This is a genomic window from Propioniciclava sp. LT294, from assembly GCF_059516005.1.
This window is the reverse complement of sequence record NZ_JCAKNG010000002.1, coordinates 75,765-98,769: the sequence shown is the minus strand read 5'-3', so window position 1 is coordinate 98,769 and position 23,005 is coordinate 75,765. Positions and strand designations below refer to the sequence as shown.

Annotated in this window: 19 protein-coding genes; 11 read left to right on the top strand and 8 right to left on the bottom strand. The window is 66.2% G+C overall.

What is annotated here, in order from left to right; translation table 11 throughout:
• The 3 genes from AC5YDA_RS03030 to AC5YDA_RS03020 form a co-directional block, all read right to left on the bottom strand.
• Complete coding sequence (locus AC5YDA_RS03030; RefSeq protein WP_496188820.1) at nucleotides 1–2,877, bottom strand: UPF0182 family membrane protein; 2,877 nt, start codon at nucleotides 2,875–2,877, stop codon at nucleotides 1–3.
• Between the two features lie 86 nt (nucleotides 2,878–2,963).
• A complete protein-coding gene (locus AC5YDA_RS03025; protein ID WP_496188821.1) occupies nucleotides 2,964–3,482 on the bottom strand; it encodes a PPA1309 family protein in 519 nt (172 codons plus the stop codon).
• The gene (locus AC5YDA_RS03020; RefSeq protein ID WP_496188822.1) at nucleotides 3,479–4,528 is read right to left on the bottom strand and encodes a YlbL family protein; all 1,050 of its coding nucleotides are present in this window, start codon (nucleotides 4,526–4,528) and stop codon (nucleotides 3,479–3,481) included. Before AC5YDA_RS03020 ends, AC5YDA_RS03025 begins: the two co-directional genes overlap by 4 nt.
• 79 nt (nucleotides 4,529–4,607) lie before the next feature.
• Here AC5YDA_RS03020 and AC5YDA_RS03015 point away from each other — a divergent pair, with 79 nt between their 5' ends.
• Nucleotides 4,608–5,960: a zinc-dependent metalloprotease gene (locus AC5YDA_RS03015; RefSeq protein WP_496188823.1), complete on the top strand. Its 1,353-nt coding sequence runs from the start codon at nucleotides 4,608–4,610 to the stop codon at nucleotides 5,958–5,960.
• Nucleotides 5,961–5,969: 9 nt separating this feature from the next.
• Here the strand turns inward: AC5YDA_RS03015 and AC5YDA_RS03010 are convergent, their stop codons facing one another.
• Nucleotides 5,970–6,497, bottom strand: a complete 528-nt coding sequence (locus tag AC5YDA_RS03010; RefSeq protein WP_496188824.1) for a SprT-like domain-containing protein — start codon at nucleotides 6,495–6,497, stop codon at nucleotides 5,970–5,972.
• A gap of 246 nt (nucleotides 6,498–6,743) precedes the next feature.
• Between AC5YDA_RS03010 and AC5YDA_RS03005 the strand changes: the two genes are divergently transcribed.
• Nucleotides 6,744–6,905, top strand: coding sequence for a DUF5679 domain-containing protein (locus AC5YDA_RS03005; protein ID WP_496184151.1), 162 nt, complete (start codon nucleotides 6,744–6,746; stop codon nucleotides 6,903–6,905).
• 460 nt (nucleotides 6,906–7,365) lie between these two features.
• Here the strand turns inward: AC5YDA_RS03005 and AC5YDA_RS03000 are convergent, their stop codons facing one another.
• From AC5YDA_RS03000 to AC5YDA_RS02990, 3 genes are read right to left on the bottom strand one after another with little or no spacing between them, the layout of a single operon-like run.
• Nucleotides 7,366–8,178, bottom strand: coding sequence for an AAA family ATPase (locus tag AC5YDA_RS03000; protein ID WP_214514730.1), 813 nt, complete (start codon nucleotides 8,176–8,178; stop codon nucleotides 7,366–7,368).
• Nucleotides 8,178–9,563, bottom strand: a complete 1,386-nt coding sequence (locus AC5YDA_RS02995) for a TnsB C-terminal domain-containing protein (RefSeq protein WP_214514731.1) — start codon at nucleotides 9,561–9,563, stop codon at nucleotides 8,178–8,180. The genes AC5YDA_RS03000 and AC5YDA_RS02995 overlap by 1 nt, the downstream gene beginning before the upstream one ends.
• A gap of 7 nt (nucleotides 9,564–9,570) precedes the next feature.
• Complete coding sequence (locus tag AC5YDA_RS02990; protein WP_496192744.1) at nucleotides 9,571–10,167, bottom strand: recombinase family protein; 597 nt, start codon at nucleotides 10,165–10,167, stop codon at nucleotides 9,571–9,573.
• A 791-nt stretch (nucleotides 10,168–10,958) separates the two neighbouring features.
• On the opposite strand from AC5YDA_RS02990, the gene AC5YDA_RS02985 reads away from it, so the two are divergent.
• From AC5YDA_RS02985 to AC5YDA_RS02945, 9 genes are all read left to right on the top strand, one after another.
• Nucleotides 10,959–12,014 (top strand): IS1595 family transposase, encoded by a 1,056-nt coding sequence (locus tag AC5YDA_RS02985; protein ID WP_496192743.1) that lies wholly within the window; start codon nucleotides 10,959–10,961, stop codon nucleotides 12,012–12,014.
• Between the two features lie 141 nt (nucleotides 12,015–12,155).
• Nucleotides 12,156–13,034: a MurR/RpiR family transcriptional regulator gene (locus tag AC5YDA_RS02980; protein WP_158505502.1), complete on the top strand. Its 879-nt coding sequence runs from the start codon at nucleotides 12,156–12,158 to the stop codon at nucleotides 13,032–13,034.
• Nucleotides 13,035–13,061: 27 nt separating this feature from the next.
• Nucleotides 13,062–15,179 (top strand): outer membrane protein assembly factor BamB family protein, encoded by a 2,118-nt coding sequence (locus tag AC5YDA_RS02975; RefSeq protein ID WP_084603745.1) that lies wholly within the window; start codon nucleotides 13,062–13,064, stop codon nucleotides 15,177–15,179.
• A complete protein-coding gene (locus tag AC5YDA_RS02970; RefSeq protein ID WP_045245719.1) occupies nucleotides 15,176–16,045 on the top strand; it encodes a carbohydrate ABC transporter permease in 870 nt (289 codons plus the stop codon). Before AC5YDA_RS02975 ends, AC5YDA_RS02970 begins: the two co-directional genes overlap by 4 nt.
• On the top strand, nucleotides 16,045–16,887 hold the full coding sequence (locus AC5YDA_RS02965; protein ID WP_158505497.1) for a carbohydrate ABC transporter permease: 843 nt from the start codon (nucleotides 16,045–16,047) through the stop codon (nucleotides 16,885–16,887). Before AC5YDA_RS02970 ends, AC5YDA_RS02965 begins: the two co-directional genes overlap by 1 nt.
• A gap of 81 nt (nucleotides 16,888–16,968) precedes the next feature.
• On the top strand, nucleotides 16,969–18,258 hold the full coding sequence (locus AC5YDA_RS02960) for an ABC transporter substrate-binding protein (RefSeq protein ID WP_158505496.1): 1,290 nt from the start codon (nucleotides 16,969–16,971) through the stop codon (nucleotides 18,256–18,258).
• Between the two features lie 20 nt (nucleotides 18,259–18,278).
• Complete coding sequence (locus AC5YDA_RS02955) at nucleotides 18,279–19,352, top strand: ABC transporter ATP-binding protein (protein WP_045245710.1); 1,074 nt, start codon at nucleotides 18,279–18,281, stop codon at nucleotides 19,350–19,352.
• Nucleotides 19,342–20,007, top strand: a complete 666-nt coding sequence (locus AC5YDA_RS02950) for an HAD family hydrolase (RefSeq protein ID WP_045245711.1) — start codon at nucleotides 19,342–19,344, stop codon at nucleotides 20,005–20,007. Before AC5YDA_RS02955 ends, AC5YDA_RS02950 begins: the two co-directional genes overlap by 11 nt.
• A gap of 401 nt (nucleotides 20,008–20,408) precedes the next feature.
• Nucleotides 20,409–20,948 carry a hypothetical protein gene (locus AC5YDA_RS02945; protein WP_496192742.1) on the top strand — a complete coding sequence of 180 codons (540 nt, stop codon included), beginning with the start codon at nucleotides 20,409–20,411 and terminating at the stop codon, nucleotides 20,946–20,948.
• Nucleotides 20,949–20,951: 3 nt separating this feature from the next.
• On the opposite strand, the gene AC5YDA_RS02940 is transcribed toward AC5YDA_RS02945, so the two are convergent.
• Complete coding sequence (locus tag AC5YDA_RS02940; RefSeq protein WP_496188826.1) at nucleotides 20,952–23,003, bottom strand: ATP-dependent DNA helicase UvrD2; 2,052 nt, start codon at nucleotides 23,001–23,003, stop codon at nucleotides 20,952–20,954.
• Nucleotides 23,004–23,005: the final 2 nt, after the last annotated feature.

Sequence of the window (23,005 nt, the reverse complement as noted above, 5' to 3'; positions counted from 1 at the left end):
TCAGCGGCCCAGAGCCCGCATGGCCTCCTCGGTTGCGGCCTTGGCCTGGTCCAGGTGCGTCTGGTAGCCCGCGAGGTCGCCCCTGCGCAGCGCGGCATCGGCCGCGTCGAACGCCTCGTCGGCCCTCGTGAGCGCGGCGATGGCCGCGGCCTCGTCGACCACTCCGGTCGGGGTCGTGGGCTCGCCCGGGGCCGGGGTCTGGCCGGGCGCCGGGGTCCCCCCGGGCGCCGGAGCCTGGCCGGGGGCTGGGGCCTGACCCGGGGTGGGCTCGGTCACCGGGAGTTCGCCGGTGTCCGCGCCTGCATCGCCCACGAAGACACGATCGAGGGCCTCCTGGAGCGTGCTGCCGATGCCGACGTGCTCACCGAAACGGACCACGACGAACGTCAGCGCCGGGTAGGCACCCGCGTTGCCGGTCCGCTCGGTGTAGATGGGCTCCACGTACAGGAGGCCGTTGCCCATGGGGAGCGTCAGCAGGTTGCCGTACTTGATGGATGCCGACCCTCGGGTCTGCGTGTAGGGCAGCAGGCGCTCGGCGACGTCCGGGTTCTGGGTGATCGCGTTCTGGGTCTGGCCGGGGCCGTCGATCTGGCGGCGGTCGGACATGCGCAGGATCCGCAGCTTGCCGTAGTCAGGGCTCGCGGCGTCCGCGTTGACGGCCAGGTAACCGGCCAGGTTCTGACGGTTCTGCGGCACGAAGACAGCCGTCTGGCTGAAGATCGGGTGGGGATCGCCGGGCCACTTGATCGACAGGTAATAGGTCGGTTCCTTCTGCCGCTCGTTGCTCTGCACCGGGTCGACCGGCACCTGCCACAGGTCGGTGCCGTTGTACCAGACGCGGGGGTTGCCGACGTGGTAGCGACCCAGGATCTCGCGCTGCACCTTGAAGAGGTCCTCGGGGTAGCGGAGGTGGTCCATCAGGTCCTCGCTGATCTGGGACCGCGGGGTCACCGCGCCCGGGAAGGCCGTCTCCCAGGTGCGCAGCAGCGGGTCCGACTCGTCCCAGGCGTACAGCTTCACGGTGCCGTCGTAGGCGTCCACGACCGCCTTGACGGAGTTGCGCATGTAGTTGATCGGCTGGTCGAGCTGGGCACCGAGTGCCGTCGTCTGCGTCGTGGACGTCGCGTCGCGCAACAGGACGCGCTGGCTGTTGGGGTACGTGGCGGACGTGGTGTACGCATCCACGATCCAGACCAGGCGTCCCTCGACGATGGCCGGATAGGTGTTGCTGTCGACCGTCAGCCAGGGGGCCACCTTCTCGACGCGCTCCTTGGGCGTCCGGTCGTACAGGATCTTCGAGTTCGCGTTGACGCGGTCCGACAACAGGATGTTGATGTCGGCGAAGCGGGTCGCGTACAGCAGGCGTCGCACCGGATCGCCCATGGGCACGCCACCCGAGCCGTCGTACTCGTTGTACTGCTCGCCGCCACCCTGGGCGCCACCGGGAGAATCCAGCTCGATGGGTGCCTGGTCCGGCAGGCGCCCGACGATCGCGAAGTTGTTGGACTGCTCACCGTAGTAGATGCGGGACTGCGCCTCCTCGATCTTGCCGATCGGGGGGATGTCACGGGTGATCCAGACGGGCTCGCCGTTGCCCTGGCGGCGGTTGCCGTAGGACGACACGAAGCCGTGCCCGTGCGTGTAGACCGTGTGGAGGTTGTTCCAGTTCGGATCCGGGATGTTGGCCTGGTTCAGCTCGCGGGCCGCCACCACGACGTCCGTCTCCTGGCCGTCGATCGTGTACCGGTCGATGTCCAGGATCCCCGGGAACGCGTAGTAGCCGCGCACCTGTTGGAGCTGGTCGAACGTCGGGCCGATCACCTGCGGATCCATCAGGCGGATGCCGGGCAGGGCCGCGGCATCCTCCTTGAGCTGGCCCGGCGCCACCTGGGTGACCGCCTCGTACTCGGTGATCTCGGTCCCGGCGATGCCGTAGGCCGCCTTGGTGGCCTCCAGGTGGGCGGCGATGTAGTCGTTCTCACGGTCCGGCTCGTTCGGGCGCACCTGGAACGTCTGCACGATCCACGGGTAGATCATCGACAGGACGAGGCTGGACACCAGCATCAGCACCACCCCGGTGCCGGGCACGATCGTCCGCCGCCAGAAGATGTTGACCACGAACAGCGCCGCCACGAGGAACGCGATGACGGCGACGACGAGCTTGGCGTCCATCCGCGCATTCGCATCGGTGAAGTGGAGACCGGTGTAGAGCGTGCCCTGTTCCAGCACGAGCGCGTACCGGTCGAGCAGGTTCTGCAGTCCGTAGATGACGAGTGCCACAGCGCCCAGGATCGAGAGGTGCACGACGGCAGGCTGGGTGGCCCTGCGTCCGTCGCCCTGCCCCGGAGCCAGGTTGCCGACGGCGAAGTGGACGGCGGCCGCCGCGATGAAGGCGAAGACCAGTCCGCTCATCAGCAGGGACGTGACGAGGCGCCAGACGGGGTACTCCAGCATGAAGAACGTGATGTCCAGGCCGAAGGTGGGCTCGATCACCCCTGAGGTCTGCCGGTTCAGCCAGGCCAGGACCGGCAGGGTCTGGGTCGCGGTCGACAGGCCCGCCATGAAGCCGAACATCACCGCCGGGACGACCATCGCCAAGACGGCGTTCTGCTCCAGCATGTCGCGGTAGCGATCGAGGACCGCCGACGTCCCCCTGCGGCGGTGGGGCGGGCGCGAGCGGAAGGCCAGCGCCATGTTGCCCCACAGCAGGCCGCCGACGACGAGCGCGCCGATGACGAACAGGACGGCCTGGACGACCAGTTGCGTCCAGAACACCCCGGTGAAGCCGATGGAGTCGAACCAGAGCTTCTCGGTCCACAGGCTCGCGGCGAGCATGAACACCCCGATGGCAACAGCCAGGATGACGACTGTCACCATGAGGGGACTGCGGCGGGGAGAGGTGGGTGCTTGCACGTCGGCGGGCTCCTAGGTCGGTGTCGTCGGGTGACGTTCGGGTCTGGCGGTCACTGGGGGGCGAGGGTACGCGCCAACGCGTCACCCAGCCCGGGAACGAGGTCGTCCGCGGCCAGCAGGTCGTCGGGGTTGTTCCTGAGGCGGGCGACCCCGTAGCGGCTGCCGTCGCGTGTCACGCCCACGACCACGCGGACGTCCTGGCGCTCGGGGTGGGCCGCGACGAAGGTCGCGGCCTCCTCGGGATCGTCGGGGATCGTGGCCTCGACGTGCGGGGGGACGAAGAGCCGCTCGACGGTCAGCGCACACCCGTGGACCGTGTCGGGCCACATGATGCGCTCGAGGTCCTCCAGCAGGTCCTCCCCCGTGTGGAAGTCGTCCTGCTCGATCGAGCTGAGCGCACCCTCCGGCAGCCCGTCGGGCCGGGGCAACTGGCCCGCCAAGGAGGGCTCGGCAGCCAGAAGTTCTGCCGTCGGCACGAGGGCGAAGAGCCGTGCCGGCTGGTCCCAGCCCCCGTGCGTGACGTGGCGCTCGATCTCGAGCAGTGCCGCCGCCAGGGCGTCGTTGGTCATGCGCATCCCTTCACGAGTCCTTCGGTGGCCGGGTCGGCCAACATTTCGAGGGAGTTGATGGTGTCCTCCAGGGTGGAAACGCTCACCAGCCGCGTCGAGGTCCTGACGTTGTTCAGGTCCGCGCAGTTGGCGGCGGGGACGAAGAACACGTCCGCCCCGTCACGCTCGGCACCGGACAGCTTCTCGCGAACGCCGCTGACGCCGGAGATCATGCCTGCCCCGTCGATGTCGCCGGTGCCGGCGATGATGCGACCCCCCACGAGGTCACCGGGTGTGATGGTGTCGAAGATGGCCAGGGCCATCATCAGGCCCGCGCTCGGCCCACCCAGGGAGGGGTCCAGCGCCAGGTGCACGCGCGGGGTGTAGCTGTACCCCATGACCAGGTTGCCGCCCCACACGGGCACGCCCACGTTGGTCTTGGACGGTGCGGTGTCCACCTTGACGACCAACACCTCGCGATCCCGCAGGATACGGAACAGGACCTCTTGACCGATCGCCCGGCTCTCGATGGCAGCCCGCGCATCCGCAACCGTGGGCGTCGGCACGTCGTCGACGGCCAGCACGAAGTCGCCGGGGAACAGCTTGTCGGCGGCCGGTCCGGTACTGGAGACCGACTGCACCATGGGGATCTGCTCGACCTGGTTGCCGGCGGCCCGCAGGGCGGCTGCCGCGGCGCCCGACTGGGATGCAGCCATCTGCTGCGCCTCGCGCGCCCGGAGCTCGGCCTCGGAGGTGCGGGTGGGGTAGACCTGCTCGCGCTGGTAGACGTCACGATCGGGCACCCAATGGGCGTAGAGGACCTCGGGGAGGCTGACCGGTGCGTCGGGCCTCGTCATCGAGGCGGTGGTGACCAGGATCCTGCCGTCGGACGGAAAGGTCTCCACGCCCTCCACCGAGACCACCGGCACGCCCTCGCGTTCGCCCAGGAGGTTGTGGGTGGCCCCCGGGGAAACCGTCACGAAGTCCACGGGCCACATCGCCACGAAGGCAGCTGCGATGACGAACAGCAGAGCGGACACCGCGGCGGTCCACGTCTGCTTGGTCATGCGGTGATCCTACAGGGGCGTACGCGCGCCTCAGCTTGCCCGATGCCCCACAATGGACGGGTCGAGAAGGGAGCACGACATGGCAGACGAGGAACAGCCGAACCCGATGGAGGAATTCCTCCGCCAGTTCGGGATTCAGCCCGGGCCGGACGGAACCTTCGACCTCAACCAACTCATCGGCCCGCTCCAGCAGGCGATGCAGCAGTTCAGCCGGCAGATGTCCGCGATGGGCTCCGGCTCCGGGGAGAGCTTGAACTGGACGTTCGTCAAGGACATCGCGCGCAAGGTCACCGCCGCCGCCGGCCCGGATCCGAGCCCCTCGGCGTCGGAGGCCGTCGCCATCCGGGACACCGTCGCCTTGGCGGATCTCTGGCTCGACCAGCACACGGCCTTCGACCGGACGAGCGCGCCCGCCGCGACGTGGAGCCGCGCCGAGTGGGTCGAGGGCACCATCGGGACCTGGGAGCAACTCGTCGGCAGTGTCTCGACCTCGCTCGCCGGCGCGGTCGGCACGCTCCTGCACCGCGCCGAGCCCGAGGCTGCCGGGATGATGGCGATGATGGAACCGATGATGAAGATGGCGGCCACCGGCATGCTGTCCGCCCAGGTGGGCCAAGGCATCGGTCAGCTCGCCACGGATGTGCTGAGCGGCTCCGACCTGGGTCTGCCGTTGACGAGCAGGCCCGTCGTCGCCCTTCTCCCGACCAACATCGCCCGCTTCGCCGACGGGCTCGACATACCTGCGTCGGATGTCCGCCTGTACATCGCCCTGCGGGAGGCGGCCCGGCAGCGTCTGTTCGCCAACGTGGCGTGGCTTGGCCCGCAAATGCTGGCGCTCATCGAGCACTACGCGCGGCACATCACGATCGACGCCAGCGCCTTCGAGGAGGCGATGGAGGCCCAGATGCAGGGGGGACTCACCCCCGAGCGCATGGAGGAGTTCGGCCAGCAGATGGCCGGACGCCTCTTCCAGCCGGCGCTCACCTCCGAGCAGGTCGAGATCCTCGGTCGGTTGGAGACGTTGGTCGCCAACGTCGAGGGTTGGGTGGACGACGTCGTCACGCAGACGACCACCACCCTCATGTCCCGCTCCGACGCCCTGCTTGAACTCGTCCGGCGCCGGCGCGCCTCGGCGGGCCCGTCCGAGGCCGCCCTGAAGACCCTGCTCAACCTCGAGTTGCGCCCTCGACGCGTGCGGGATGCCGCGAACCTGTGGGCGGCGGTTCGGTCCGCCAAGGGCATCGAGGCGCGCGAGGCCGTCTGGTCGCACCCCGACCTGGTGCCGACCGGCGCCGACCTGGACGATCCGCTCGGCTTCGCCGCCCATGGCCACGTGGCCGATGCCGCGCCGACTGGTTTGGACGACTTGGATGCCCAACTCGCCCGGCTGATCGAGGAGGAGCGCGGCGGCACCGGAAACGGGAAGGACTGAGGCTCGGGGTCACACCCCGGGGTGCCGGCGGGCGAAGTCGACCCCCTCGAGGAAGCCGCGGGCGCGGGTGGACTCCGCCTGCGCGTTCACCAGGCGCCAGAAGCGCGCGCTGTGCTGCCGCTCCTCCAAGTGGGCGACCTCGTGCAGGAGCACGTAGTCGACCACCCAGGCCGGCATCGTACGCAGCCGGTCGCTGAGACGGATCTCGCCGGTCTCGACCGTGCAGGACCCCCAGCGGGAGGCCATGTTGTCGACCCACCGGACGCCGATGGCCGGTTCAGGGCCGGCGGCGTGCGGTGCGATCCACGTGCGGTACAACGCCACGGCCCAGTCGGTCAGCTCCGAATCGGCACGCGGCGGCCTCTGCTTGGCCTCCTTCGTCAGGAACCGCTCGACGAGCCCGGGCACCAGTTCCCGTCGTTGACGGGCGCTCAGGTCTTCAGGCACCACGACCACCAGGCTTCCGCCCTCCCGGAAGGCCGTCATCGTCCGCCTCCGGCGCGCTGAGGAGCGCACCTCGTAGTTCTCCACCGCCATGCCCTGAAGCGTAGAACCCCGCCCCGACAGTTCGTCGGCGCACGTTTGACCCCGGCCCTCCAGCCCACTAGTTTGTCCGCAGGACCCCCGGGTGGGGTCGGATACCCGCAGGGGAAGGCAGGTGTCCGACACACCGGGGGTCTTGCCTTGTCGCCACAGATGAAGCGGGGCCCTCTGCACTATGCTGGACGGGTCAGTCCCAGCGGGCGTGTTCCGGTGGGGAACCGAACAGCCAGGAGGAAACCCGTGTCGAACGACACCTACAGCGGCAAGTTCTACTGCGTCAAGTGCAAGGACCACCGCGAGGCGGAAGGCGCGATCTCGGTCAACGAGAAGGGCACCCGCATTGCCAAGGCCAAGTGCCCCGTGTGCGGCACCAACCTCACCCGCTTCCTGCCCAAGGCCTGACCAGCGGCACAGGAACTCGCCGAAGGGCACCGGGACATGTCCCGGTGCCCTTCGCGCGTCCGGACGGTGTTGTCCGAATGTTGTCCATGAGCCCGCACCGGCGCGTCGGTGGCGGGCGCACACCCATGCTGGGTGGGTGTCCTCCCCCCTGTTCGTGCTGACCCGTCCCCTGAGCGTGCTGACCCGACCGGACGACTCCCTCCAGGTCGGGCTGGACACCGACGGCGCGCTGCTGATCCCGTCTCCTCCGCCGGGTGCGGAGGCCGCCGTGCGCGCGCTGCGCCGGCCGCGCACCCTCCTGGAGGTCAGCCGACTCGTCCCGGCCGTCCCACACACGTGGTTGCGGGAACTCGTGACCCTGCTCGTGGACGCGGGCCTGTTGCACCCGGTTGAGCCGTCGATGGCCCACACCTGTGGAGTTTGCCGCTCTTTGGCGGTTTTCTTTGATCGCTCCGTGTCGTTAGTTGCCGATGACGAGGATGCTGGCCGCAGCCTCAATGACGTCGTCCGTGATGGTGTCGAGCTGGTTGATCTTCAATACCCGGTTGATCTGAGGGAAAAGTCGCTCGAGAAGGCGGAAATTGCCGCGGGTGATGCGCTCGATGGCGGCAATCGCTTGCGCGTCGGTGAAGTCTTCCGGGTCGAGAGTCTTGCCGAGTCGTTTCCAGTGGCGATCGAGGACGAAGAGGAGTTCGTCGCGTCCGAGAGCGCGGTAATGGTGTGAGAATCCGAGGCGGCTGTAGAGCTGCGGGTAGTGGCGGAATCGCTCGTCGATGCCCGGCATGCCGATCAAGATCATCGCGAGGTGGGTGCGATCGTGCTGGTCGCGGAGCAGCTCGAGGGCGGTGGGGGTGAGCCGTTCCGCTTCGTCAACGATGAGGAGTTCCACAAGGCGGGTGACATCGTTCTGCCTGACCCTTTCCGACTCCGGCATGAGGGAGCGGAGGTGCTCGTCGGCGCAAATCCCAACTTTCACCTGCCAATGATCGATGTCGTGCATAAGGTCTTTAGGGCGGCAGAGCACTTCCGGTGTGTAGAAGACGGTGCGGGATCGGTTCGCGAGGGCGTAATGCTTCGCATCGTGATCACCCCTGGGACCCCATTCGTTGATGTAGGGCTCGAGCGCTTCCCAGTTCGCGTACCGACGGGCGGAGTTCGTCTTCCCGACGCCGGCAGCGCCGTGACAGATGCCGATGGTCTTTTCTTTCCGCACGGCGTTGGCGAACTCGGTGAAGCGTCGGTGTTCTTTGGTGACGATGAATGCCTGGTTCATCACTCGTCCTCTTCGTAGGTGCGCAGCTTCGGCCGCCGCTTTGTCGGTTCAGGGGCGCGAGGTTCCTCGCGGGTGGCAACGGTCGGGATGCGATCGTTGATCGCGCGGCGCAGTTGCTTGCGGCGGGCGCGACGAGCGGTTTCGATGTCGCGGAGACTGAGACGCAGGTTGGGGTGGGCCTCGTCGATTGCGGTGCAGATAAAATTGTCCCGGTCGTACACGCGGATCTCGGAGATGTCGCGGGGGTCGTACCGGATCGTGATGGTGTGCCCCACAAACGGAGCGAGCGTTGGGGCCAGGTAGCGCTGGCCTTGGAAGTGGATGCCGTCACGTTGCACCACTCGGTTCTTCGGAACAGTAAGGAGCAGTCCGTCGAGTTCTTGAAGACTGTCGGGCATTCGCGGCAGCCAACCGTCAGCGACCCAGGCGTCACGCGGTGAGATCCCCAACTCGCGATGGGTCCGGTCGTTATAGGTGCCGATGAATTCGCCGATCGCACGGTCGAGCCCGGCAAGGTCGAGGACGGGAGTTGGTGCCCGGCTACCCGGCCCGAGGTGGCCGGGGAGCGCGCTCACGAGTTCCGTGTTGACGGTGCCGAAGAACCGCTCGATCTTGCCGCGACCCTGTGGCCTGCCGACGGTCGAGTGGATGATCCTGATGTGCAGAGCTATAGCTGTTCGTTCGAGGTGGTGGCTGATGAAGTCGGAGCCGTGGTCGACGTGCAGGATGTCGGGGATGCCGCACATTGCCCATGTCGGGTCGGTTTTCCGCCAGATCGCCTGCCGGAGGGCGAGGGCGGTGTTAATAGCTGACGGGGCTCCGCTGAACACCATGTATCCGCAGATCGCACGGGAGTAGTCGTCCATCACGGTCGTCAGCCACGGTCGGTCAGGTTTTCCGTCAGCGCCGACGATGAGGATGTCGAGTTCAGTGTGGTCGGACTGCCACGTCTGGTTGGGGTGTTCCGCGCGGCGCCGGAAGACGAGCTCGTGCTTGTCTCGGTACGAGACTGGCCCCTCCAGCGCCAAAGTGACAAGTGCCGGATCGAGGGCCTGGACGATTTGCCTCACTGTCGCATAGCTCGGCGGCGGCAGCTCACGCGCCTGAGCATCGGTGATGGCGAGACGATGCAGCGTGGCGAGACTCGGGCGCGGCCGACTGAGCGCCAGTCGTTCGATGAACGCGACCGTCTCTGCTGAGGTTCGTCGGGCACCTTTGTCTATACGCGCATGAGCGTCAAGTGATGCGATGCCGCCTGCGCGGTAGAGCTGGTGCCAGCGCTGCAGAGTTCGAGCGGAGATCCCGGTTTCCCGGGCAAGGACCGCGAGCGGAATCTGGTCTTCGACATGCAGCCGAAGAACACGCCACCGCTCGGCCGCGTCCACAAGTCACCTACACAGTGGAGCTTTCGCGGGCCGCTAAGGCCTGCTGATGCCGGTACAAAGTGGCACGACTCCACCCGACGAGCTTTGCCGCATCCTCCGCGGTCCGGCCCTTCGCCCGGGCCTCGGTTACGAGCTTGAGTTTGTCGGCTACGACCGCGGGATCGGACAAGGGCCTACCAAACTTGGTGCCGCTATTTCGGGCGGCGGTGATTCCTGCGTTCACACGCTCGGTGATCAGCTCGCGTTCGTACTCGGCCAAGGTGGCGAGCATGTTCAGCATCAGCCGGCCCGACGTTGTCGACGGGTCGATCCCGTCCGAGATGCTCTTCACTTGGATGTCCTGCTCTCGGAGCAGCTTCACCGTGTTGAGTACATCGATGAGGGACCGGCCGAGGCGATCGGCCCTCCACACCACGACGGTGTCTCCGGGCTGGGCGTACTCGAGCAGCTTCTTTATCCCAGGACGTGAAATAGCGGTCCGACTGCCCGAGGTGACGTCAGCAAAAATGTCCCGCTCCTGCACGCCCGACTTGACCAGGGCGTCGACCTGCAACTTCGCGTCTTGGCTTCTTGTGCTGACCCGCGTATACCCGAGATATCTCACCCGGCCATTCTGCCTCAGAAACTGCTAGAAGTGGCGCGTGAAAGACATTTCACGGTAAGACATCTTTCCAAGACAAATGGCGCCCCGGAAATCCGCCACCTCCTACAGAGGCGCGCAAGAGGTAACTCGTGTCTCGAAAAGCTTTAGATTCCCGAGGCAGAGTGTCGGCCGGAAAAGTCGCCTTGCGCTTAGCGTGGCTGAAGGCGACCAATTTCGACGCTGAGTCAGGGTTCGCATCACGGAAGTTGTGCACCCTGACATTTAGGGCTTCCACACGTACGCCCATACGGTCAGACGCGCGGAGATCGCTACGATCACGGCGACGTCGGTAAGGGCCAGCCAGATATCGCTCGCGAACTTGCCGTCGTGATCATGCGACCGACCGCGCTGACTTTGACGAAACCGCTCAACCAACTGTGCAGCGTGTCGATCAGCACAAAGGTGTTTAGAAGGAACGTCAGCTGGAAGAGGATCAAGAATGAAATGCCCTGGGCGCTCGGTTCCGGGGTCTCGGTGTGTTGGGCGTGGCTGCGTTTTCGGAGCCCAGGACGGCTGCCTGGCCCCTCGGTACGGTGATCTTCACGGCCGGGTGACCAAAGATTTTGAATGTTCCTGCGCGACTACTGGCAACTCTGCGTTGGGATGATCAGAGGGGTGTCTCTGGAGTTTCTTTCCATGAATGGGGTATCCATCTTGTGAACGGGTTGGGGGCTAGGCTCGTGTCGTAGAGAGTGCTCCCGCGCTGCGTCAACAGCCGGGAGCGTGGACTACACCGCTGAGAGGTGTTCGTCGTGATTGACCCTACCCTTGCTGTCTCTGCGTCGGAACTGGTCGCAGGCAGGGACTATCCGTCGGATCTGGTCGAGTTGCGGGCGTGGTTCGGTGATGATGCTGCGTGTTTGGACTACTTGGAGTGGTTGCGTTGGCCCCAAGGTGTGCGATGCCCGCGTTGTGGGACTTCGGTGGTGTGGCGGCAGTCGGGAGTGCGCTACCGCTGCCGTGAGTGCTGGTACACGTTCTCTCTGACCTCGGGCACGATCTTCGCCAAGACGCGCACCCCGCTGACGGTCTGGTTCGAGGTGGCGTGGCTGATGAGTGCCGACAAGGGTGGCGTCTCGGCGGCGCACCTGCACCGGGTGCTGCCGATCAACTCCTACCAGACGGCGTGGGCGATGCTGGCGAGGTTGCGGCAGGTGATGAGTAGCGGAGGGGAGCCACTGAGGGGCCGTGTCGAGGTTGACGAGAGTTTCTTCGGTGGGCACCGTCCTGGGGTGCGGGGTCGCGGGGCGCTGGGCAAGACTCTGGTCGCCGGGGCAGTCGAGCTCACCGATCACGGGTGGGGGCGAGCCCGCCTGGCCGTGATCCCTGACGCCTCGACCCAGTCGTTGAGAGCATTCATCACCGCCAACATCGCCCAGGGCTCCACGATCCTCAGCGACGGGCTCTCCTCCTACCCTGGAGCGCTGCGTGGGTATCTGCATGAACCAATCAATGTGTCGGCCTCAGGCAAGCGCGCCCACGAGGTCCTGCCTGCAGTGCACCGGATCTTCTCACTCGCCAAGCGCATGATCGAGGGCACCTACCAGGGGTGTGCTGGGACCGGCCACCTCCAGGAGTACCTCGACGAGTTCATCTTCCGGTTCAACAGGCGACACAGTCATCACCGCGGACTGGTGTTCAGGCGACTCCTCGAACGCGCCGTCGCGTCAGAGCCTGTCACCTACCGCCAACTTGTCCGTGACCCGAAATCGAAAGCTGACCACCCACGCGGAGTGCACGGCCCACGATCCTCACCAGGCTCCCTCGACACAGGACACACAGACAGACCATGGAGAGCCAACAGCTGAGAACAACACCACCGGGCCACGCCAACGCCTCGTTCACAAGATGGATACCCCATTTTCATGAACAGCGAGTATCTGGAAAGTTCATCCGCCGTTTGATTGGGTGTCACTGACCGGTCACGCGCGATTCTTAGCGTGAGCACCATGAATAGACAGCCTGAGACAGTGTCGAGGCTCTGGCGCTCTGATGAGCAGCCGATCCTCGAGCAGATCCGTCGCGATTCGGCTGCGTTTTCGCCATCCGAGGCGCAGATCGCGCGAGTGGTGCGTGCTGACCCTCATTCGGTTATGACCTATTCGGTGACCGAACTGGCTCAGGTCTCTAGCACGTCCGTCGGCTCGGTAGTGCGGTTCTGCCAGCGCTTCGGCCTGCACGGATTTCAGGAATTCAAGCTGCTTCTCTCCCGCGAGACCGTCCTTCCCCAGCGCCCGGCCGCGACACACGACGACGATCCGGTTACCGCGACCGTGTTGGGGACCTTGCGCGAGAGTAGTGCTGCGCTTGAGGATGCTGCGGCGCATCTTGACCCGAGCACAGTCGTAGCTATTGTCACTGCGCTGGTGAAGGCACGTCGCGTGCGCTTCGCCGCGGTGGGCACTTCGGCCCCGCTCGCTTCAGACGCTGCCTACCGTTTCACGACACTTGGGCTCGACGCCGCGTTCACCCCTGACTTCATTGCCCAAGAGGTGATCGCCCGCGGCCTTGATGAGCGCGACGTCTGTTTCGTGATCAGCCACACGGGGTCAACGACGTCGACGCTGGACGTCGCCCGCACGGCCGTCAGGTCAAAGGCGGTCGTTGTCGGAATCACCAGCTTCCTCAGCTCACCGTTGGCTGAGTTCGCTGACCTCTTGCTCGTCGCGGGTAGCTCGGAGACACGCTATCGGGTCGAGGCCATGACTAGTCGAATCGTCCACCTGTCACTGATCGACGCCATTTACAGCGTCCTGGCTATGCAGCTCGAAGGCGCGCCCGAAGCGCGCGCCGCATCCGAGGCAGTCGTTAACTCTCACCGCATCTAACGGCCGAGAGACGCAGAGAGGGAAATTATGCAAGGCACCGTACTAAGTGATGCAGGCTCACCGATGCCAGGAGTCGTCGTCAGCGACGGCTTACGGGTCACTCGCACCGACGAGGATGGGCGATTTCGGATTGACCAGGTCCGCGGACCCGTGTTCATTACCCGGCCGGCTGGATGGCGGGTCGACCGATGGTACGTCGGCGCAAGCGCGATCGACCCGGTATTCACCCTCAGCCCAGCTCCGGTGCAGCTGCCCGTCCGTTTTGCACATCTCACAGACACCCACCTCGGCACGGGAGCCGGCTATCCCCAACCGGCCGAAATCGGGACCGGCGAACGCCTGTCGCAGGCCTTCCGCGAGATCGCCGCGGCTCATCCGGGACTCGAGGCCTTCGTCGTCACGGGAGACCTGACCGACCGTGGTCTGCCCGAAGAATTCGCAGCTTTCGTCGCTGCGACCGCAACGACCGAGTTGGCTGTCTACGCGATCCCGGGAAACCACGACCATCTCGTTCCGGATCCGACGGATCTGGTTAGCCGCAACGGCTATGCCATCCATTCCGGGGAGCCCAGGCATTACGAAGACTACCTGGGGCCCAGGTGGTATTCGTTTGATCTACCTGGCCTCCACGTCGTTGCCGTGGACTGGTTCACGCATGAACTCGGTCTAGACCACGAGACCCAGGACACCTGGCTACGCGCCGACCTTGAGATGCTCGCGACCGGGACTCCGTGGATCATGCTCTGTCACGACCAGCCGTGGCGCTCCATTCTCGACGGGCTGCCCAGTGCCCCGATCGCGACGTTCTCCGGCCACCGGCACACCTCCCGGGTCGTCGCGAGCGGCCCCACGCTGCACGTGAACACCCCTCCGGCCATGTTCGGCGGTGTAGACAACTCTCCGGCCACATATCGCATCGTTGTGTGGGACGGCGAGCGGATCACCACAGGGTCACACCAAACCTATCCTCCACAATCCGACACCCGTTCAGGTTGGGCCCGCACCACACAGGCACTCTGGAGCACATCGACCCCGGCGATTGGACAGCGCACACCTTTCATCGTTGCTGACGGTCGGGTGCTCGTACCGCTCGCGCTCGATGATGAGGCCCGCGGCGCGCTGGCCGCATACGACGCCTGCTCGGGAAAGCCCCTGTGGCAGGCCAGTCTTGACGCTCCGCTGCGTAGCGCGCCCGCGGGTGCCGGGACCGCGGCTATCATCAGCTCGACTGTGTCTGGAACGACGTGGGCGCACGACCCGAGCACGGGTGAGATGTTGTGGCAGCGGCCGACATCGGACCCGCTTCGGCGCTTTGGCTTCTACCCACCGACACTCGTCGACGGACTCGTTTTGGTTGGCGACCAGGCTGCACTCCGAGCCCTCGACCAGAGCACAGGCGAGATCGTGTGGGAGCGATCGGACATCGCCGCGTATCAGATCTTCATCACCCTCAGCGCCCCGGTAGTCGACCGATCGGGAGCGAACGGCAGCCTGACGACGGTGCTCTGGGCGGGGTTTCCCGAGCCGAGCACGCCCGTACGACTTGACCCGAAAACGGGCGAGACGATCGCGAACTCTAACGAGGTGGTGGCTGAAGGCTTGTTCGATGTCTTGACGAGCGGCGCCGGCCTGCCGATACGCACCCCCAGCGTTGACCCTGCAACGGGCGACCTGATCGCCACTGGACTGACGAATGTCTTCCGGCGTTCGGCGTCCGGTTCCGCAATACGCTGGTCGTACCCGACCTCAGTGCCGTGGAACCCTGTCGGGGTCAATCTCGGCAGCCACGGCGTGTTAGTCGTCGACGCCGGCGGCGCTGTCGCGATGCTCGACCCCGTCTCGGGCGAGCAGCTTTGGCGCACGGAAATTGCGGCCGACTCCGACGAGTGCTTCCTGACCTACCGGCGCAGTCCTCATCCGCTCTTCGCCCAGGCGACCACGGTGGGCGACCGGCTGCTGATCCCGGCGCTCGACGGTGACATCGTCACGCTAGACGCGCGCACGGGTGACGAGCTGGGCCGCTTCGCCACCGGAGTTCCGATCCTGGCTCCGCTGGTCGTGCACGACGGCACGGCCGTCGCGCTGCATCGTGACGGTCTTCTCGCGGCCTACCCGCTCGCCACGCTCGCGGGGGAACGCTTGTGAGGGGCATACGAATCGGCGGCTGGGCGCTTGCCCTGCCAGCGCTGATCCTGATCGGGCTCTTTCTGCTACTGCCCGGCGTTCTTGCGCTCGTGGGAAGCCTGTTCCAAATCGACCTCGGCGACCGAACTGTGTGGCGCTGGGCTGGGCTGCAGAACTACACGGCTCTCTTCTCCGACCCCGCGGTTGTCGAGTCGATCTGGAATACCGTGCTGTATTCAGCGATGACGATCATCCCGAGCCTGGTCCTCGGACTGGGCCTGGCCCTTCTGGTTGCCTCGTTTCGGCGGGCCAGGCCACTTCTTCAGGTGCTCCTATTCCTGCCCTTCGCCACCAACATGGTCGCGATGGCCGTGGTGTTCCGCTGGATTTTCGCTAACCGTGGCGGTTTTGTAAACGAGGCACTTGCGCTGGTCGGCCTAGCCCCGATCAACTTTCTTGGTGACTCCAGGTACGCGTTGATCACCGTGGCACTGGTTGGAATCTGGCGGCTGACGTCGTTTGTCATGATTTTCTATTTGGCAGGCTTGACGAGCATCCCGACGGCGCTCTACGAGGCATCCGCCGCCGATGGCCTCGGCCCGTGGTCGACGTTTCGTCGCGTAACACTGCCCCTGCTTCGACCGACGACCGTGTTTGCAACAGTCATGGCCGTTCTGCAGGCGGTGCAGGTGTTCGACACAGTCAACGTCCTCACCGGCGGGGGACCGCTCGGGGCTACGGAAACCATCCTGACCATGACCTGGCGACTCGGCTTTGTCTACTTCGACCTCGGTCAAGCGGCTGCAGTGTCAACACTGCTACTGGTCGTTCTCGTGCTCATTGGCGTGCTTCGCCGTCGAGCCTTCCTCGGAGACAAGGAACTCTAATGCGCACCACACACCGCACCCGACGTTTGATAGGCAGGAGCATTCAGATTGTGGCGGTCACCGTATTCGCCGCGATCTCGGTATTTCCCGTCGTCTGGATGTTTCGCATGTCGGTCTCTCCTGCCGACGAGGCCGTGCTCGATGGCTTGCAGCTGCTTCCCGAATCCCTAGACCTCGGCAACTTCACCCGCGCTTGGGACCAAGCGAACCTGGGCCAAGCCATGCTCAACGGCGCACTCGTCACCCTTGGCATCCTGGCCGCACAGCTCGTGACGGTCATACCCGCGGCATACGCCTTTGCCAAGCTGCGCTTCCGTGGCCGCGATGCTGCCTTCGCGATCGTGCTCGCGTGCCTCCTGATCCCCACCCAGGCCATCGCGCTTCCGCTCTATCTCGGAATCGGCTCGGTGGGGCTCGCAAACACCTTCGCCGCCCTCGTCCTGCCCTTCACAACGAGCGCCATCGGGATCTTCATGCTCAGGCAATACATGGTCACGATCCCCGACGCACTGCTCGAGGCCGCGAAGGCCGACGGCCTCGGCGTGTTCTCCACCCTGCTGCGTGTCGTCGTCCCGACGTCGATGCCATCGATCGCGGCCTTCTCGGTGCTGTCGATTTTTACGCACTGGAACGACTATCTGTGGCCCTTGTTGGTAGCGCGCGACAGCTCGCTCTACACACCTCCTCTCGCACTATCAGTGTTCCAACAGGCCGAGACAGGCACCTCCTACGGCGAACTTGCCGCGGCAGCCCTGCTCGTGACCCTGCCGATAGTGGTGCTGTTCATCGTGGCCCAACGCAAGTTCGTCAGCGGCATAGCCGGCGGCGAACTCCCGGGCTGACGTCCAACGCCTCGCAAATACCTCCCGTTATCCACCTCCTCACCACCTCTTCATTCCTCCGCACAGATTGTGAGTATCCCCATGCCCGTACCCAGAAGAGCTCTCGCCTTTGGCGCTGGCCTCATTGCCTCCACACTCGCCCTGACCGGCTGCTCGGCCGCCCAGGAGACCGCTCCGAGCGCGCAGGTCGACGTCAGCTCCTGCGATCCGAGCGGCGTCACCATTTCCGCCCAATACGCCAGCCAAGGTCAAGCCGCCGCCGAGCTTGGCAAGGAGACGCTGGAGAAGAAGTACTCAGGCCTAACCGTCAACCTCAAGGCTGCTCCCGAGGGCACCAGCTACGACGAACTCACGCAGCAGGTCGTCGCTGACATCGCCGCTGGATCCCGTCCCGACGTGATCATGCTTGGCCTGGACCAACTCAAATTCTGGGTGGAGAAATACAGCCCACAGGCGATTGACACTGATTCGCTCCGCGACAGTTACGACCGGGACTATCTCAGCGTCGGCACGGTCGACGGTACGACTTACGTCGCTCCTTTCCAGATCTCGGTGCCCGTGCTCTACACGAACACCACCCTCGCCGAGTCCGCTGGCATCGACGCACTGCCGACCACCCACTCTGAAGTCCTCGAGGACGCGCGTGCCATCCAGGAAAAGACGGACGTCTCCACCCCGATCCAGATCCCTCGTGACAACATCGCCTGGTGGTTTGTCCAGGCCTTCGTCGGCAGTGGTGGCGGCACGTTCGTAAACAAGGACGGCACCGCGGGCTTCGACAGCGAGGAAGGGCGGGCAGCGCTCAAGATTTATCAGACCATCGGCGACGAAAAGCTCGAAGACCAGGTGAGCTGGCAAGACTCGATCGCCCAGTTCACGCAGGGAAACGTGGCCTACTTCTTTGCCACGCCCGCCGTGGGCGCGAGCGTGGCTGCCAGCATCGGCGACTCGTTCGACTGGACTATCTCGGACATGCCGATCCCTGACGGCGGCACCGCGAAGCTCCCCGCGGGTGGTAACGGCTGGATGGTGCTCTCCGACGATGCCTGCCGGGCTGCGTTCAGCAACGAGCTGATCGGCGCCATGCTCGACCCTGAGGTCATCCTGACGAGCTCGCTGGCCAATAGCTACATCCCGGTCGACACCGAGGCCAAAGCCGAACTGCTCCAGCGCCCCGAGGCCGACGGCCCGCTCGGCTACGCCTGGCGATACGAGGGCACCCCGGTTGCCGGATCTGGCTGGGCTGGCGAAAACCTTGGACGCACCAACCAGTACCTGCAGGACATGGTGCAGTCGATGGTCGACCAGGGCGAAGACGTCAACGACGTCGTTCCCAGCACCGCCGATCGCATCAGCGCACTCACGAAGTAAACAAACAAAGGAGCACGAACATGTCTGCTGAGGTTTCCCTTCGCCATCTAGTCAAACAATTCGGCGGCGTAACCGCGGTCAACGACGTCTCAATCGAGGTCGCCGCCGGTGAATCCCTCGTCATCCTCGGGCCCTCTGGATCGGGGAAGTCCACCCTGCTTCGCATTGTGGCTGGACTCGAGGCGCTTGACTCCGGCGACGTGCTAATCGGAGGGAAACCCCAGCAGAATCTCCCGCCCCACGAACGCGATGTAGCCATCGTCTTCCAGCACTTCGCGCTCTACCCCCACATGAGCGCGCTCGAGAACATCACCCTCGGCCTTCGGCACGGCCTGGGTCTGGATCGTGCCGCGGCGCGTCAGCGAGGTCTGGAGTTCGCGAAGCGGATGGATATCGAGGATCTACTCGACCGTAAACCCCGGCAAATGTCGGGGGGCCAGCGGCAGCGAGTCGCCCTCGCCCGAGCTCTCGCCCGGCAGGCTCGCTTGGTGCTACTCGACGAGCCCCTGTCCGGGCTCGATGCCCAGCTGCACATCGCGCTGCGCCAGGAAATCGCCGATCTGATGCGGACGACGGGGGCGACGTCGATCCACGTCACGCATGACCAGAGCGATGCCATGGCCTTGGCCGACCGGATTGCCGTGATCAACAAGGGATGCTTCGAGCAGATTGGCACGCCCGATGAAATCTATAACGAGCCGGCGACGGTGTTCGTTGCGGGCTTCATAGGGTCTCCTCCGATGAATCTTCTCCCTGGAACGGCAGTCGATGGCGGCTACCGCACTATCTTCGGTGACGTTGAGGAGCGCACCACCGCCCGAGAGGTGAGGGTCGGAGTGCGTCCGGAGCACGTGCGAATCGACAGCACGGGCCGGTACCATGCGACTGCCATTGTGCACACCACTATCTTCGAAGGTTCCACCCGGATCCTGGAGGTCACGGTCGGCGATGTCAGACTCGCAGTCCGTACCGACCAGAGCGTGCGCGTGCGTCGAGGCGACTCCGTGTCGCTGAGCTTCGGCGACGAGGACGCGCAGCTCTTCGACGCTGAGACCGGCCGCCGCATCGAGCGATCGCTATCGCGTGTCCGCTGAGTCCGGAGGCGCCCTGCTCTGGGACCTCGACGGGACCCTGATCGACAGCGAGCAACGATGGGCGGCCGTCTGCTGGGAGATCGCTGAGGAATCGGGTATTAAAGAGTGGAGGCCGTCACCGGTGGATATCTCCGGTCGTGCTATCCCGATGCTGGCAGGCATGCTGAGGGAACGCGGAGCGGCAGGCACGCTAGGCTCGCTCACCTCGGCACTTACTGAACGGATGCGAACCCTGAATCGCCAGGACGGAGTCCTGTGGCGGCCTGGGGCTCTAGAAATGCTCGAGACTGCGCACCAGAATGGCGTCCGGCAGGCTCTGGTGACGATGTCGCTCGAGATGAATGTCATCGACATCCTGGAACAGCTACCACGACCCTATTTCGCTCAAATCGTGACGGCGAACATGGTGACCAGGCACAAGCCAGCCCCCGATCCGTACGTGCTCGCCCTCAAACGGCTGGATCTGCCCACATCCGGCTCGGTCGCCATCGAGGATTCTCCCGCCGGGCTGCGCAGCGCCTGCGATGCGGGTTTGAACGTGATAGCTGTACCCTGCTCTGGCGCGATCGCGCCGAGTGACGACTACCAAATCTGGGAAACGCTTGCCGCGCGCGGCCTGCCCGACCTCGTGGCCGCGGGACTCGCCGTAGGCTGAGTAGCCACAGCGGAAGCAGATTCCAACATCGGCCCTGCTTTGCTCCACCAGTTCCCGTCGTGCTGAAGAGATGCCTGCTCGTAAATCGACCTTCGGTCGTTCATGTCGTTCGAATTCCAAAAGCAGTGTCAGCGTTCGTCTCGAACTAATTTATCAAGATAGATGATTCTCGGCGCTCGACGCGCTCGCCCGCGAATCATCACCGAAAGCCCAATACGCAATGCCCGAAGCCTCATGCACAGCGAACAGACAGCGGCCGAGGTCTTACGCAGCCTCGGAAGATTCAGAGCGACGTTCTATCGCCCGGCGCCTTGGCTGGGACTTCTGCCGGGTTCAGTCGCGGTTGATGACTCCCTGGTAGCCGATGACGCCAAATAGCGATCACAGAACGCCGCCAATTATTGTTCAAGTCCACAGCCCACACCGTCACGGTCGTCGGAGCCGGAGCCCTTCGCGACGGCCTCGCCCACCTGCTCGATGCTGACGGATGGTCCGTGCGGGACGACGACGGCCGGGCCGGGGGCGGCCTCGTGGTGCTGTGCACTCCCACGGCCGAACCCGATCGCGTCCTCACCCGCGACCTGACGTCCTCCGGCATCCCGCACCTGGTCGTGCGCGCCGAGCCGGAGCGGGCCGTCGTGGGGCCGTTCGTGACCCCGGGGTCCAGCCCGTGTGTGGGGTGCAGCGACCTGGTGCGCAGGGACCTCGATCCGGGGTTCCCCCACCTGCTGGCCCAGCTCTGCCGGTCCGAGCACGTCCCCGCCCCACGCCAGGCCGCCTGGGCCGCGGCGATGGCGTCCGCCCAGTTGGGGGCATGGCGGGCGGGCCACCGCCCTGAGGCCGTCGGCGCCACCTTGGAGTTGGACGCACACTCCGGCTCCCTGGGGGTGCGCCGCTGGCCACGGCACCCCGACTGCGGCTGCCTGCTGGCGGCTGTCTGACTCTCAGGCCTGCTCGGCGAGGATGCCGAGGACCGCCTCCCCGTAGCGCTCGAGCTTGGTGCGCCCCACCCCGCTGATCCCGGACAACTCGGTCAGGTTCGTGGGCCGCTCCTCCGCGATCGCCATGAGGGTCGCGTCGGTGAAGATGACGAAGGCGGGCATGCTGGCGGCGTCCGCCTCCGCCTTCCGCCACGCACGGAGGGCCTCCCACGTCGCCTCGTCGTAGGTCGACGGGCAGTCGGCGTGGCGCTTGAGCTTGCGCTCCGCCCCGCTGGTGAGCCCACGCCCGCAGGCGCGGCAGGTGGCCTCCAGCGCGCTCGTCCGGCCTCCCCTGCGCCGCCCGGACGCCGTGGGCGCCGCCTGCTGCGCCCCCACCACGCCGTTGAGGAAGCGACTCGGGGAGCGCCGCTGCCCTCCTCCGTTGCGGGTCAGGGACCACGACAGGCGCAGGTGCTCCCGAGCGCGGGTGATGCCGACGTAGAAGAGGCGCCGCTCCTCGGCGATGGCCTCGGCCGAAGTGGCCAGGACGAACGGGAGGCTCCCCTCGTGGACGCCGACGATGGCGACCGCATCCCACTCCAAGCCCTTCGCGGCGTGCAACGTCGACAGCGTGACGCCCTGTCCGGTCGGGGCGTGCTGGGCCCGGGCGCGGTGGTCCAACTCGGCGACGAGCGCCGCGACGTCGGCCTCCGGGTGGGTGCGCGCGAACTCGTCACCGACCGCCGCCAGCGCGGACCAGGATTCCCAGCGCTCGCGCGCGGTGCCCTGCCCGGACGGCGGTTCGGTGGTGTGGCCCAACCCCGCCAACGCCGCACCGAGGACAGCGTTCGGGGCCTCATCCGGGGTGGCCTTCGCCGCCGCCGTGAGTGCGCGCAGGGCCGCCCGTACCTCGGCCCGTTCGAAGAAGCCCGCGCTGCCGCGGGTCGAGAAGGGGATGCCGGCGTCGGCCAGGGCGGCCTCCAGCGCCGGCGCCTGGGCATGGATGCGGTAGAGCACCGCCATCTCCGACCACGGCACCCCGGCCCGGTTGCGTTCGGCGAGCCACGCGGCCACGCCACCCGCCTCTGCTCCCTCACTCGGGGCCCCGGCGTACAGCGGCTCCGGCCCGGACGGACGCTGGGCCCGCAGTTCGACGCCGGGGCCATGACCCTTCATCACCGCGTTCGCCAGGGCGACCACCTGCGGCGTCGACCGGTAGTCGCGGACGAGTTCGACCACCGTCGCGTTCGGGTGCCGCCCCGTGAAACCGGTGAGGAACCCGGCCTGGGCGCCCGCGAACGAGTGGATCGTCTGGGCCGGGTCACCCACGACGCAGATCTCCTCGGAGTCGCCGCGCCACAGGTCGAGCAACGCCTGCTGCAGGGGGCTCACGTCCTGGTACTCGTCGACGATGAAGTGCCGGTAGGTGCGCCGCACCTCGCCGGCGACGTCCGCGTCCTCGGCGAGCAGGCCGGCCGTGCACAACAAGATGTCGTCGAAGTCGATCACCCCCCGGGCGGCCTTGACCGCCTCGTAGTGGGCCAGCACCCGCCCCACCTGGTCGGGAGCCAGTCCGTTGACCTCCCGGCCCCGTTGGCCGGACAGCGCGGCGTACTCGCCGGGGGCGACGTTGCTGACCTTGGCCCAACTGATCTCGCCGGCCACGTCCCGCAGCGTCCCGGTGTCGGGCGTGAGCCGCTCCCGGCGCAGGGCGTCCGCCACCAGGCCGACCTTGTTGTCCGCGACCGGCGGCAACTCGGCGCCGTAGGCGCGCGGCCAGAAGTACTGCGCCTGGCGCAGGGCGGCGGAGTGGAACGTGCGTGCCTGCACGCGGTGGACGCCGAGGGCGCGGAGACGCTCGCGCAACTCCCCCGCCGCCCTGGTCGTGAAGGTCAGGGCCAGCACCGCCGTCGGGTCGAACGCCCCGGCGGCCACACCGTAGGCGATGCGGTGGGTCATGGCCCTCGTCTTGCCCGTGCCCGCCCCGGCGAGCACCGCGACAGGACCCTCGAGCGCGGTTGCGGCGCGCCGCTGCTCGGGGTCGAGTCCTGCGAGGATGCTGTCGGGATCGATCACGC